Annotated in this window: 17 protein-coding genes; 7 read left to right on the forward strand and 10 right to left on the reverse strand. The window is 69.4% G+C overall.

Annotated features, from left to right (window positions below; genetic code table 11):
- On the forward strand, positions 1-80 hold an 80-nt coding region (locus tag V6S85_RS15745), incomplete at its 5' end, for a hypothetical protein (RefSeq protein ID WP_334349648.1).
- Positions 77-1,054: an NAD-dependent epimerase/dehydratase family protein gene (locus V6S85_RS15750; RefSeq protein ID WP_334349514.1), complete on the forward strand. Its 978-nt coding sequence runs from the start codon at positions 77-79 to the stop codon at positions 1,052-1,054. The genes V6S85_RS15745 and V6S85_RS15750, both read left to right, overlap by 4 nt.
- A gap of 4 nt (positions 1,055-1,058) precedes the next feature.
- Here the strand turns inward: V6S85_RS15750 and V6S85_RS15755 are convergent, their stop codons facing one another.
- From V6S85_RS15755 to V6S85_RS15770, 4 genes are all read right to left on the reverse strand, one after another.
- Positions 1,059-1,949, reverse strand: a complete 891-nt coding sequence (locus V6S85_RS15755) for an SDR family NAD(P)-dependent oxidoreductase (RefSeq protein ID WP_334349515.1) — start codon at positions 1,947-1,949, stop codon at positions 1,059-1,061.
- Between the two features lie 89 nt (positions 1,950-2,038).
- Positions 2,039-2,257: a hypothetical protein gene (locus V6S85_RS15760; protein WP_116567806.1), complete on the reverse strand. Its 219-nt coding sequence runs from the start codon at positions 2,255-2,257 to the stop codon at positions 2,039-2,041.
- A gap of 21 nt (positions 2,258-2,278) precedes the next feature.
- Positions 2,279-3,187, reverse strand: a complete 909-nt coding sequence (locus V6S85_RS15765; protein ID WP_116567804.1) for a WecB/TagA/CpsF family glycosyltransferase — start codon at positions 3,185-3,187, stop codon at positions 2,279-2,281.
- 336 nt (positions 3,188-3,523) lie between these two features.
- Positions 3,524-4,522, reverse strand: a complete 999-nt coding sequence (locus V6S85_RS15770) for an NADPH:quinone oxidoreductase family protein (RefSeq protein ID WP_334349517.1) — start codon at positions 4,520-4,522, stop codon at positions 3,524-3,526.
- A gap of 68 nt (positions 4,523-4,590) precedes the next feature.
- Between V6S85_RS15770 and V6S85_RS15775 the strand changes: the two genes are divergently transcribed.
- The 5 genes from V6S85_RS15775 to V6S85_RS15795 all read left to right on the forward strand — a co-directional run bounded on the left by V6S85_RS15775 (position 4,591) and on the right by V6S85_RS15795 (position 7,673).
- Positions 4,591-5,469: an isoaspartyl peptidase/L-asparaginase family protein gene (locus V6S85_RS15775; protein WP_334349518.1), complete on the forward strand. Its 879-nt coding sequence runs from the start codon at positions 4,591-4,593 to the stop codon at positions 5,467-5,469.
- Positions 5,470-5,559: 90 nt separating this feature from the next.
- The gene (gene galE, locus V6S85_RS15780) at positions 5,560-6,549 is read left to right on the forward strand and encodes a UDP-glucose 4-epimerase GalE (RefSeq protein ID WP_334349519.1); all 990 of its coding nucleotides are present in this window, start codon (positions 5,560-5,562) and stop codon (positions 6,547-6,549) included.
- Between the two features lie 55 nt (positions 6,550-6,604).
- Positions 6,605-7,150, forward strand: a complete 546-nt coding sequence (locus V6S85_RS15785) for an SRPBCC family protein (RefSeq protein ID WP_116567796.1) — start codon at positions 6,605-6,607, stop codon at positions 7,148-7,150.
- Complete coding sequence (locus V6S85_RS15790) at positions 7,147-7,581, forward strand: thiol-disulfide oxidoreductase DCC family protein (protein ID WP_334349520.1); 435 nt, start codon at positions 7,147-7,149, stop codon at positions 7,579-7,581. Before V6S85_RS15785 ends, V6S85_RS15790 begins: the two co-directional genes overlap by 4 nt.
- Positions 7,578-7,673 carry a DUF4166 domain-containing protein gene (locus V6S85_RS15795; protein ID WP_243410551.1) on the forward strand — a complete coding sequence of 32 codons (96 nt, stop codon included), beginning with the start codon at positions 7,578-7,580 and terminating at the stop codon, positions 7,671-7,673. Before V6S85_RS15790 ends, V6S85_RS15795 begins: the two co-directional genes overlap by 4 nt.
- Here V6S85_RS15795 and V6S85_RS15800 read toward each other — a convergent pair.
- The 6 genes from V6S85_RS15800 to V6S85_RS15825 form a co-directional block, all read right to left on the reverse strand.
- The gene (locus tag V6S85_RS15800) at positions 7,670-8,593 is read right to left on the reverse strand and encodes a glycosyltransferase family 2 protein (RefSeq protein ID WP_101716376.1); all 924 of its coding nucleotides are present in this window, start codon (positions 8,591-8,593) and stop codon (positions 7,670-7,672) included. The two genes, V6S85_RS15795 and V6S85_RS15800, sit on opposite strands and share 4 nt — an antisense overlap.
- Position 8,594: 1 nt before the next feature.
- Positions 8,595-10,571, reverse strand: a complete 1,977-nt coding sequence (gene thrS, locus V6S85_RS15805) for a threonine--tRNA ligase (RefSeq protein ID WP_116567792.1) — start codon at positions 10,569-10,571, stop codon at positions 8,595-8,597.
- Entirely contained in the window at positions 10,568-10,822 is a 255-nt protein-coding gene (gene yidD / locus V6S85_RS15810) for a membrane protein insertion efficiency factor YidD (protein WP_101713535.1), read from the reverse strand. Before yidD ends, thrS begins: the two co-directional genes overlap by 4 nt.
- A gap of 53 nt (positions 10,823-10,875) precedes the next feature.
- A complete protein-coding gene (locus tag V6S85_RS15815) occupies positions 10,876-11,337 on the reverse strand; it encodes an iron-sulfur cluster assembly scaffold protein (RefSeq protein WP_116489026.1) in 462 nt (153 codons plus the stop codon).
- The gene (locus tag V6S85_RS15820; RefSeq protein WP_116567788.1) at positions 11,334-11,804 is read right to left on the reverse strand and encodes an SRPBCC domain-containing protein; all 471 of its coding nucleotides are present in this window, start codon (positions 11,802-11,804) and stop codon (positions 11,334-11,336) included. Before V6S85_RS15820 ends, V6S85_RS15815 begins: the two co-directional genes overlap by 4 nt.
- Before the next feature lie 249 nt (positions 11,805-12,053).
- Positions 12,054-12,554: a DinB family protein gene (locus V6S85_RS15825; RefSeq protein ID WP_334349521.1), complete on the reverse strand. Its 501-nt coding sequence runs from the start codon at positions 12,552-12,554 to the stop codon at positions 12,054-12,056.
- Positions 12,555-12,648 lie beyond the last annotated feature (94 nt).

Below are 12,648 nucleotides of genomic sequence, written 5' to 3' on the forward strand. Positions count from 1 at the left end.
TCGACCTGCGCAACGTCTACAAGCCCCACGAAATGGTCCGCCACGGCTTCACCTACGCCTCGGTGGGGCGCGGGGCGTGAGCGCGGGTCCCGTCATCGTCACCGGCGCGGCCGGCTTCATCGGCATGCACGTGGTCGAGCGCCTGCTGGACCGCGGCGAGACGGTGATCGGCGTCGACGTCTTCAACGCCTATTACGACCCGGCCCTGAAGGCCGCCCGCGCCGCGCGCCTGGAGGGCCGCCCGGGCTTTGAGATGATCCGCATGGACATCGCCGAGCACGAGGCGCTGCTGGCTCTGGTCACGTCGTCGGGCGCCAGGCGGATCGTCCACCTGGCCGCCCAGGCCGGGGTGCGCTACTCGATCGACAACCCCTTCGCCTACGAGCGCTCGAACCTGGCCGGCCACCTGTCGGTGCTGGAGGCTTGCCGCCACGGCGGCGTCGAGGCCCTGGTCTACGCCTCGTCGAGCAGCGTCTACGGCGAACGGCCGCTGGCCGGCGAGGGCTTCAAGGAAACCGATCCGGCCGAGGCCCCGGTGTCGCTGTACGCGGCCACCAAGCGCTCGTGCGAACTGCTGAGCCAGAGCTACGCCAGCCTCTACGGCTTCCCGCAGGCGGGCCTGCGGTTCTTCACGGTCTATGGCCCCTGGGGCCGGCCGGACATGGCCTATTTCAGCTTCACCCAGAAGATCCTGCGTGGCGAGCCGATCGAGGTGTATGGCGAGGGCAGGATGGCTCGCGACTTCACCTATATCGACGACATCGTCGACGGCATCGTCGGCGTGCTCGACAACCCGCCGCCGCGCGGTGGGCACGAGGTCTACAACATCGGCGACAGCAACCCCGTCGGCCTGATGGACATGATCGCCGCCCTGGAGGCCGCCATCGGTCGCCAGGCGGAGAAGGTCTTCCTGCCAATGCAGCCGGGCGACGTGCCGGCCACCTATGCCGACGTCTCGAAACTGCACGCCCTGACAGGCTACAAGCCGAAAGTCGGCGTCGAGGAAGGCCTCCAGCGCTTCGCGGCCTGGTACGCCGACTTCTACGGCCGCTAGCCCCCTACTCCGCCGCCTGCCCCGCGATCATCGCCGCGCGCATGCCCTCGGCCTGCTCGGGCGAGACGCCCATGGCCGCCAGGATCGGCGAAGGCGTGCGCGTGTCCCAGCTGCTGCGCGGCCCGATGGTGATCCCGCCGTCGACGACGATGTGCGTGCCGCTGACGAAGGCGCTGTCGTCGCTGGCCAGGTAGAGGGCCGCGGCGGCGATGTCCTCGGGCAGGCCAGCCTTGGCGATCGGCTGAATCTTGGGACCGACCTCGGCGACGCGGGCGGCCATCTGGTCGGCGACTTCACGGGGAAGACCGATCGAGGCGCCGAAGATCGAGGTGGCGATCAGGCCAGGGCAGATGGCGTTGACCCGCACGCCCAGCGGCGACAGTTCGGCCGCCGCGCAGCGGGTCATGTGGATCACCGCCGCCTTGGCCGAGGAATAGGCCAGCGGCCCGAAGCCCGCCTGCAGGCCGGCGATCGAGGCGGTGTTGATGATCGAGCCGCCGCCGCGGGCCCGCATGGCCGGCAGGGCGTGCTTCATGCCCAGCACCGGGCCGCGCAGCAGCACGGCGAAGGTGGCGTCCCAGGCCTCGCCGGTCATGTCGGCCACGCCATTGTGGGCGCCGCCGTGGCCGGCGTTGTTGAACAGGATGTCGAGCCCGCCGAAGGCCCGCGTCGCCAGGCCGATCGCGGCGGCGATGTCGTCCTCGACCGTGACGTCGCAGCGCGAGAAGCGCACGGCGTCAGCAAAGCGCTGCTCGAGGATCGCGCCCTTTTCGGCCTGCAGGTCGGCGGCGACGACCTTCGCGCCCTGGGCGACGAACAGTTCGACGGTTCCCAGGCCTATGCCCGAGCAGGCCCCGGTGACGACGGCGACCTTGCCGTCCAGACGTCCGCCCATGCGGCATCCTCCCTTTTGGCGCGCGGCCTCTGGAAGCGGGCCGCTTAGCGCGGGAGGATCATGGGACGGGCGGCCGCGAGCGGCCAGCCTTACGCTGCGTCAGCGGCCGAGGCGCGGCCGAACGGCGAACGGCCCTGCGCGGGCCGGCGGACGACCAGGCTGAACAGCAGCCACAGGGCGCACGGAACCAGCATCACCGCCCAGGCCAGGACGAGGCCGGCCAGGCCGAAGATGGCGCAGACGCGCTGCCAGGCGTTGGGCTGCTCGGTGGCGCGGCGACGCGGCTTCTTGTCGATCTTCAAACCCATGGGTCCCCCACGGACGTCAGGTTAAGGCTTGAGCGCGAGATCGGTGGCGCGCCGGTAGGCGGCCTCCGGAGGAACGGCGTTCTTCTTTTTGCCCGGCTTCAGCTGCCGCGCAAGAGCCCTGCGCGCGTCGACCATGGCCGGACCGAACAGGTGCCAGGGCTCGACGCAATAGCGGGTGAACAGCCGCTCGGGATCGGCCATCAGCCGGAACAGCCACTCCATGCCCACCTGGCCCATCCAGCGCGGCGCGGCCAGCTGCACGCCGGCCTCGTAGTCGAAGGCGCCGCCGACCGTGAAGCCGACGCAGGGGTCGAGCTTCTTGTGGTTCTCCAGCAGCCACTTCTCCTGGCGCGGCATGCCCATGCCGACGAACAGGATGTCGGGCTTGTAGGCCTTGATCTTGGCGACCACCGCCTCGTTTTCGGCCGAACCGTCCGTGACGTCGAAATAGCCCTGGTGGCTCTCGACCCGGGCGCCTGGCCAATCGCGGCGGATGTTTTCCAGCGCCTTGTCGGCCACGCCAGGGGCGCCGCCGACGAAGAACACCTTCCAGTTCTCCTTGGTCGCCCGCGCCCAGAAGTCGTTGCGCCAGTCGAGATAGGTGCAGCGATGGAAGCGGCGGCTGGCCCGGCCGACGATGCGCGCCCAGAAGATCAGCGGCACGCTGTCGACCTCGATCAGCTCGGCGGCCTTGAAGAAGTCGACGACCTGCGGGTCCTTCTGCAGCAGGTAGAGGCTGTGCAGGTTGTGATTGGCGACGATCGCGCCCTTGCCGCCCGCGATCCGGCCCGCCACGAAGTGGAAGACCTCTTCCGGGCGCACGAGATCCATCTCGCCCCCGAGCACCTTCACGCGCTCCTCGGGTCGACGGTTCATGCGGTAAGGGCGGCGCGCCTCCACGGGAAACGCGTCGCGAGCAGGAAGGAACATCTGAACGCCGCCTCCGACTATTCGAAGAGCAGCAATAGCCCAGGTGACCTAACCGCTTTGCTAAGGGACGTCCTTACCGACCGTTTAACCGTATGATTTTACTGTTGTTTCAGAACGGGACGGCAGCGGGGTGATTTGCGAAGGCTTAACCACGACCTTCCCCGTCATCCTTGCCGAAGCGTAGCGGAGAGCCGGGACCCAGGGGCCGCCCCACGACGCCGACCGAGCGGACGGGCAGCGGCGATTAACGCCGCACCCAGTCGCCTGGATCCCGGATAACGGCTGCGCCGTTTCCGGGATGACGCAGTCGGTGCGAGGCGACGTTAACGGAGCCCCCTACTCCACCGTCACCACGACCTTGCCCATGGCCTTGCGGCTGGCCAGGTGGGCGATGGCGTCGCCGGCCTTTGCCAGGGGGAAGCGTTCGGAGACGTAAGGCCTGATCCTGCCGGCGGCGTAGAGGTCCATCAGCTCGCGCACATTGGCGGCGTGACCGGCCGGGTCGCGGGCCACGGCCGCGCCCCAGAACACGCCGACGATGTCGCACGACTTCAGCAGGGTGAGGTTCAGCGGGATCTTCGGGATGCCCGACGGGAAGCCGATCACCAGCATGCGGCCGCCCCAGCCGGCGGCGCGGATGGTGGCTTCGGAATAGTCGCCGCCGACGGCGTCATAGGCCACGTCCCAGCCATTGGGGCCGCAGGCGGCCTTCAGCTGGTCGGCCAGGGCCTTCTGGCCGTCCTTGTCGAAGGGGCCGCGGGCGTAGACGACGCCGGCGTCTGCCCCGCGCGAGATGGCGAGATCGACCTTCTCCTGGCTGGAGGCGGCGGCGATGACCCGCGCGCCCATGGCCTTGCCCAGCTCCACCGCCGCCAGTCCCACGCCGCCGGCCGCGCCGAGCACCAGCAGGGTCTGGCCGGGCTTGAGGAAGCCGCGATCCTTGAGGGCGTAGTACGAGGTGCCGTAGGTCAGGATGAAGGCCGACGCCTCGTCGAAGGGCATGGCGTCGGGGATCGGCGTGCAGCGGGCGGCCTCGACGGCCAGCTTGTCGGCCATGCCGCCCCAGCCGGTGGACGCCAGCACCCGCTGGCCGACCGACAGGCTGGTGACGCCCTCGCCCAGGGCCGCGACCACGCCCGAGACCTCGCCGCCCGGGGCGAAGGGACGCGTGGGCTTGAACTGGTACATGTCCTGGATGATCAGCAGGTCGGGATAGTTGACCCCGCAGGCCTTGACGTCGATCAGCACCTGGCCGGGCGCGGGGACCGGATCGGGCAGTTCCTCCAGCACCAGGGTCTCGGGGCCGCCGACCACCTTGCTGAGCACCGCCTTCATCTCGCTTCTCCCAGTCTCTTTGTTTAGAAGGCCGACGCTAGCGCAGGCGCGACGACCGAGAAAGCCAAATGTCAAACAAACGTTTTACCCTCGCCCTGCACGGCGGCGCCGGCGCCAAGCGCGGCCATGACTACTCGGTCGAGATCGCCCACATGCGCGGCCTGATCGAGGCCGGCCGCGACCGGCTGGCGGCGGGCGCTCCAGCCCTGGACGTGGTGGTCGAAACGGTCGCGGCCCTGGAGGCCTCGGGCCTCTACATCGCCGGCAAGGGCGCCTCGCCCAACGCCGACGGCGAGTACGAGCTGGACGCCAGCCTGATGGACGGCGCGACCAGCCGCGCCGGCTCGGTGGCGGCGCTGCAGGGCTTCGCCAGCCCGATCCGCGCCGCCCGGGCGGTGATGGACCAGACCCCGCACGTGATGCTGGCCGGCGAGGGCGCCATGGCCTTCGCCCGCGCCCAGGGCCTGGAGACGATCACCGATCCGGAGACCTACTACACCCGCGCCGGCGCCTTCGAGGACAACGCGCCGCCAGGCGGGCTGCCCACCGGCACCGTCGGCTGCGTGGCCCTGGACCGGGACGGCCGCCTGGCCGCCGCCACCTCGACCGCCGGCGTGTTCGGCAAGCTGCCCGGCCGCGTGGGCGACAGCCCGATCATCGGCGCGGGCGCCTGGGCCGACGGCTGGGCGGCGGTGTCGTGCACCGGCCAGGGCGAATACTTCATCCGTACGGCCGTGGGCGCGCAGATCGCCCATCGCATCCGCTTCGGCGGCCAGGACCTGGACGAGGCCGCCGCGGGCGCCATCCAGGGCGTCGCCGAACTGGGCGGGCACGGCGGCCTGGTGTCGGTGGACCGCGACGGCAACGTCGCCATGCCGTTCGCCTCCAGCGGCCTCAAGCGCGCGGCCCTGATGCCCGACGGCACGATCCTGGCCGAAGCCTTCTGATCGAACCTTCCCCCTTGACCCCGCCCGGCCCCACGCCAAGAAGGGAGCCGGGGCAACCTGCGGACTCGTAATGGAAATCGGAGCGCGACCTTGAGCCAAGCCATCCTCGTGGCCGGCGGCGCGGGCTATATCGGCTCGCATACCTGCCTGCGCCTGGCCGAGGCCGGCTACACGCCCGTGGTCTACGACAACCTGTCGAACGGCTGGAAAAGCTTCGTCCAGTGGGGGCCGCTGGAAGTGGGCGACATCAACGACGCCGCCCGCCTCGACGAGGTCTTCGCCAAGCACAAGCCCGTGGCGGTGATCCACTTCGCCGCCTTCATCGAGGTGGGCTTCTCAATCGCCGAGCCCGGCCCGTTCTACGGCAACAATGTCGGCGGCGCGATCACCCTGATCGAGGCCGCCCGCCGCGCGGGCGTCGACAAGCTGGTGTTCTCGTCGACCTGCGCCACCTACGGCGCGCCGGTGCGCGTGCCGATGGACGAAAACCATCCGCAGGCGCCGCTCAATCCGTACGGCCGCAGCAAGCTGATGGTCGAGGAAATCCTGCGCGACATGGACCGCTACAAGGACTTCCGCTCGGTGGTGCTGCGCTACTTCAACGCCGCCGGCGCCGATCCGGAAGGCCGCATCGGCGAGAGGCACGAGCCCGAGACCCACGCCATCCCCCTGGCCATCGCCGCGGCGCGCGGCGAGCGGGACAAGTTCATGCTGTTCGGCAGCGACTACGACACCCGCGACGGCACCTGCATCCGCGACTACGTCCACGTGCTGGACCTGGCCGACGCCCACGTCTCGGCGCTGAAGTGGCTGCTGGACGGCAAGCAAAGCACGGCCTTCAACCTGGGCACCGGCGAGGGCACCTCGGTGCGCGAACTGGTGGCGGCGGTCGAGCGGCGCTCCAACCGTCACTTCCCGCTGGAGACCGTCGCCCGCCGCGACGGCGACGCCCCGATCATGGTGGCCGACAGCGACAAGGCCCGCGCCCTCCTCGGCTGGACCCCGCGCTACGGGCTGGACGACATCATCCAGCACGCCTGGGCCTGGCACGCCAACGGCGCGACCACGCTGAAGCGGTGAGCCGAAGCGCGAAAGCGGCTTTCCGGCGGGGGTGGAAACCCTCTAGCCTGGGTTCATGCATGGCCTGGCCCTCGCCCTGATCTGGCTGGCCGCGACGCCCCCGGCGGTCGCGGGGGACGGCGTGGCGGCCAGGGTCCGGGCCGGCGCCGACGGGCGCGGCGAGGTTCGGGCCGCCATCGACATCCCCGCCCCGCCCGACCGCGTGTGGCGCACCATCCTCGATTGCAGCCTGGCCGCCCGCATGACCCCCAGCGTCAAGCGCTGCACGGTGCTGGAACGCTCGCCTGACGGCCGGACCGAGACCCGCGAGCACTGGATCAAGCGCGGCCTGTTCTCGCCCATGCTCCGCTCGGTGTCGCGGCTGGAGCTGGAGCCTGGCCGACGCATAGGCTTCCGCTGCATCGGCGGCGACATCGACGACTGCGAGGGCCAGTGGCTGCTGAGCCCGCTGGACGAAGGGACCGCCACCCGGGTGGTCTACGAGAACAAGGTCAGCGCCCCGTTCGGCCTGCCGGCGGGCATGGCGGCGGCGGCCATGCGGCGCGATGTGCCCGCCGCCCTGCAGGCCCTGAAGCGCGAATGCCTGGAGCCCCGCCGATGAGCGCGCCCATCATCGGGTCCGAGCCGCTGTGGCTGTTCGACGGGGTCTGCAACCTGTGTTCGGGCTCGGTGCGGGCGGTGCTGGCCATCGACCGCAAGGGGATCATGCGCTTCACGCCGATCCAGTCGGACTACGGCCGGGCCCTGGCGATCGCCCACGGGATCGACCCGGACCATCCGGCCAGCTTCCTCTATCTCGACGGCGGCCGGGCGCTGGAGAAGAGCGCCGCGATCCTGGCCCTGCTGCGCCGCCTGGGCGCGCCGTGGTCATGGCTGGCGGCCGTGGTCGGCCTGGCGCCCAAGGCCTGGCTGGACGCCGGCTACGACTGGCTGGCCGCCAACCGATACCGGCTGATGGGCAAGCGTACGACCTGCATGGTCCCGACGCCGGCCCAGCGGGCCCGCTTCGTGCTGGAGCCGCCGGCGACATGAACGAAGGCCGCTTCCGCGTTCTGGTCGCCCATCCGTGGCTGGGCGTGATCTTCGGCTATGCCGGACGGCTGGACCGGCCGATCGGGACCTAGCCCTTGCGCAGGCGCGCGTTGATGGCGGGCCGGCAGACCGACAGGCCCAGGATCAGCGGGGCCAGCATCACCGCCAGCACGTAGCGCTGGATGTTGTCGGCCCGCTTGATGAAGTAGCGCGCCAGGCCCACGCCCTTGTGGAACTCGACCTTGACCGGATGTTCCAGGCTGGTGTGGCCCAGGTGGATGACCCGCGCGTTCGGGTGGAACAGCACCTGGCCGCCGGCCTGGCGGGCGCGCCAGCACAGGTCGACGTCCTCGACGTGCAGGAAGTAGCCCTCGTCGAAACCGGCCAGGGAGTCGAAGTCGGAGCGTCGCAGGGCGAAGCAGGCGCCCGAGATGGTGGGCATCTGGGTCGGCTCGGCCGGCAGCGGCTCGTGCTCGCGGTGGATCTCGAAGCGCTTGAAGCGCGCCACCTTCTGGCTCAGCTGCGAGAGGCTGAGCAGGGTGGTGACCGGCGTCACCTCGCCGCGACGACCGCCGCGCTGCTCGGTCCCGTCGATGTTCATGACCCGCGCGCCCATCACCGTCGGCACCGGCTGGCCGCGGAAGGCCGAGACCATGGACGGCACGCAGTCGGGCTGCAGGTTGGCGTCGGGATTGAGGAAGATCAGGTATTCGCCCTGGGCCACCGAGGCGCCCAGGTTGGCGCCCTTGGCGAAACCGACATTGCCGTGGCCCTGCACCAGCTGGACGCGCGGTTCGGTCAGGCCCAGAGCCCGCAGCATGTCGACGTCTTCCGGCGGCGAGCCGTTATCGACGATGACGAACTCGTCGACCATCGGCTCGGCCAGCACGTGGCGGATGCTTTCGACCAGCGCCTCTCCCGTCCAATAGACGACCATCACCACCGAGACCAAGGGCTTGGCGGGACGCGCGCCTGCGGCGAGCACCGTGAAGGACGGGAGAATGCTGTTCATGTCAGACCTGGACAGGCTCCCGCGTGGATTGCGGCGCGCGGGCGCGAGCGAGGTCGGGGGGCGTGGCTTCCTGGACGAGCACGGACAGCGCTTCGTCGAGCGAGAGGATCTGCTGACCCTCGCCGCCCAGGCGCCGCAGGGCCACCTGGCCCGTCTCCGCTTCCTTACGTCCGACCACCGCGATCACAGGAACCTTGGCGAGGCTATGCTCGCGAATCTTGTAATTGATCTTCTCGTTACGCAGGTCGACCTCCGCGCGCAATCCCATGGCCGTCAACCGCTCGACGACAGTGCGCGCGTAATCGTCAGCGTCCGACGTAATCGTCGCCACAACGATTTGCGTCGGCGCCAGCCAAAGCGGCAGGTGGCCCGCATAGTTTTCCAACAGAATACCGATGAACCGCTCGAACGACCCCAGGATCGCGCGATGCAGCATCACCGGCCGCTTCTTGGATCCATCCTCGGCAACGTACTCGGCGTCCAAACGTTCCGGCAGGACGTAGTCGAGCTGCAGCGTGCCGCAGGTCCACTCCCGGCCGATGGCGTCCTGGACGATGAAATCCAGCTTGGGCGCGTAGAAGGCGCCGTCGCCCTCGGCGATGACCGGCTCGACGCCGGCCAGGCGCGCGGCCTCGGCCAGCATGCCCTCGGCCTTGTCCCAGAACTCGTCCGAACCGGCGCGCAGTTCCGGACGCGTGGCCAGCGCGATGTATTTGGTGGTCATGCCGAGATCGGCATGGATCATCTGCGCCAGGCGAATGAAGCGCTCGGTCTCCTCGACGATCTGGTCCTCGCGGCAGAAGATGTGGGCGTCGTCCTGGGTGAAGGCGCGCACCCGCATCAGGCCGTGCAGGGCGCCCGACGGCTCGTAGCGGTGGCAGGCGCCGAACTCGGCCATACGCATCGGCAGCTCACGATACGAGCGCTGGCCGACGTTCCAGATCTGCACGTGGCCCGGGCAGTTCATCGGCTTGAGGGACAGGATCTCGCCTTCGACCGTCTCGCAGACGAACATGTTGGCGCGGTACTTGTCCCAGTGGCCCGAGTTCTCCCAGAAGGTCTTGTCCAGGACCTGGGGCGTCTTGACCTCGATGTAGCCGGCGCGGTCGAGGCTGCGGCGCATGTAGGCTTCGAGGTTCTGCCAGAGCTTCCAGCCCTTCGGATGCCAGAAGACCATGCCCCGGCCTTCTTCCTGCATGTGGAAGAGGCCAAGCGCCTTGCCCAGCTTGCGGTGATCGCGCCGCTCGGCTTCCTCGATGCGCTTCAGATAGGCCTCGAGATCGGCTTCCGAGGCCCAGCTCGTGCCGTAGATGCGCTGAAGCTGGGCGTTGTTCTGGTCGCCGCGCCAGTAGGCGCCGGCCAGCTTCGTCAGCTTGAAGGCCTTGCCCACGTGCTTGGTCGACGGCAGGTGCGGGCCGCGGCAGAGGTCCTTCCAGTTCCCCTGGCGATAGACCGTGATCGTATCCGTGCCCGGCAGGTCGCGGATGATCTGGGCCTTGTACTGCTCGCCGATCTCGTCGAAGTGCTTGATGGCCTCGTCGCGGTCCCAGACCTCGCGCGTGATCTTCTCGTCGCGGTCGACGATCTCCTTCATGCGCTTTTCGATCGTCGCCAAGTCGTCCAGGCTGAACGGCTCGTCGCGGGCGAAGTCGTAGTAGAAGCCGTCCTCGACGTTCGGGCCGATCGTCACCTGGGTGCCGGGGAACAGCTCCTGCACGGCCTCGGCCAGCACGTGGGCGGTGTCGTGGCGAATGGTGTCGAGAGCCTCGGGGGCCTCGCGCGTCAGGATCTCGAACTTGCGTTCGCCGGTCAGCAGGTCGGGCGTCAGGGCGCGGTCGAGGTCGAGCACCTGGCCGTCCAGCTTGATCAGCAGGGCCTTCTTCTCGAGCGACTTGGAGATGGCCGCGGCCACGTCCCGCCCCGTCGAGCCGTCGGGGTACTGACGGGAGGAGCCGTCGGGGAAAACCAGATCGATCATTCTTCACACATCCACTTGCGCGGCTCGCGCGGCGGAGGCGGCGGGTCGTACCCCCAGCCCCCGAACGGATTGCATCGGCAAATCCGTCCCAGCGCGAGCCAGGACCCCTTGGCGGGTCCGTGATCCTTGAGCGCCTGGGCCGCATACTCCGAACAGGTCGGCAGATAGCGGCACTGGCGCCCGATGAGAGGCGAGAGCGTCAACTTGTAGGCGCGCAGGCCGAAGTCGACGACGCGGTGATAAAGGCTCATGCCGGCGCTTTCGCGAACGGAGTCGGGCACTTATCGCACCCGCGAGAAACCGATCAAGCGGCGCCGGCGCGGCTAGTTCGCGTTTGGGTCGCCCCTGTGGCCTTCCGGACAGCCTCGACCGCGGCCTCGAACGCCAGAAGCGTCGATGCGTGACGGGCGGGATAGTCCTTGACCGGCTCCAGCACGGCGAGCTCCGCAAAGCGGCCCGCAGGGTGCGGACCGTTCGTTTTCAGCATAGCGGCCAGGGCGTCGCGGGCCAACTCAAGTTCGGCAAGATCAGCCCCGATCACGTGGGCGCCCAGCACAGCGGCGCTGGCCTGGCCCAGGGCGCAGGCGCTGACCTCCTGGGCGAAGTCGGCGACCTTGCCGTCCTCGACCACGACGTCGACGATGATCCGGCTGCCGCACAGCTTGGCCGTGCGATCGGCGCTGGCGTCCGGCGCGGCCAGGCGCCCGGCCCGCGGCATGTTGGCCACGAGGTTGAGGATCCTGGCGCTGTAGAGATCGTCGATCATCCGACTTCAGATGGGGCGACCGCGCGCGCTTGCCAGAGGGCCTCGGCGCGATCACGCACCGCCTCGCCCATGGCCGTGAAGGCGCTCTTCAGGGCGCGGCGCTCGTCCTTGGAGATCCACTTGACCAGGAAGCCCATGAACAGCTCGCCGTTCGAGAACGTCGCGCTCTCGGGGCCCATGTTCTCGACCTCGAGATAGCGGATGGCCGTGACGAAGCCGCCCAGGCGCTGGGAGCGCCAGTGCAGCTGCTCGAACGGCACCCAGTCCTGGACGACCGGCTGGATCACCTTGACCGGGCGATCGCCGATGGCCTCTTCCAGGGTCAGGGCGGTGCCGATCTTCAGCTGGCCGGCGGCCTTGACGTAGAGCGGGTTCCACTCGTGCCAACGCTCGAACTCGGACACGACTTCCCAGACGATCTCGGCGGGGGCCTGGACCCCGATACGGTGCTCGACGGCGCGTTTCATGCTCGCGATCTAGCACATCCAGGGGGTGGAGCTACAGGCGTGAATTGAGGGGGCGAAGTCTCTTGGCGCTCTAATCCGCCCTCCCCCTCTCCCGTCATTCCCGCCCTTGTGGCGGGAAGCCCTCCATCAGCCGCAAGGGCCGGGGGTGGCGGACTGCCAAGCAGTCCGCCGGCGCTTCACATGCGAGCGGAACCAGGGGTTCCCGCCACAGGGGCGGGAATGACGGGAGTTATGGGGTACGCTAACGCCTCAGGCCCCGGCCTCGCGCTGGTAGACCGGCAGGTCGAGCGACGGGGTTTGCAGCCCCGCCTGGCCGATCAGGTCGTGGGCCTGGCCGCGGTGATGGGTCTGGTGGTTGAAGAGGTGGGCCAGGGTCTTCCACAGCGGCCCGACCACCTCGACGCCGTCGGCCTTGCGGGTCCAGCGGAACTCGCCGGCGCAGGCCTCGTCGGCAAGGCCGGCGATGTAGGCGACCAGGGCCGCGTCCTCGGCCGTCCGGGCAGCGCGCAGCTCGGCGAGATCCGTGAACAGCAGCGTGTCGAGGCCGTAGGACGGCAACGGCGTTCCGGCCAGGCGCGCCGTCCAGATGCGGTCGGTGACCAGCAGGTGGTTGAGGGTCCCGGCGATCGAGCCGAAGAAGCCGCCCCGCTCGGCGGTGAAGGCGCCCGGCGGCAGGGCCTCGCAGGCGTCGAGCATGCGGGCGTTGGCCCAGGCGTTGTAGCCGGCCATCAGGGTGAAGTAGTCGCGCATGGGTCGGCTCCGAACGCGGGCGGGTTGCGGACGCCCGACGGGAACCCTCTCTCTTTGAGAGAGGGAGGGGCCCGCCGCGAAGCGGTGGGAGGGT

Origin of the sequence: Caulobacter sp. CCNWLW153 (assembly GCF_036889365.1) — a bacterium.
Classification (GTDB): domain Bacteria; phylum Pseudomonadota; class Alphaproteobacteria; order Caulobacterales; family Caulobacteraceae; genus Caulobacter; species Caulobacter radicis.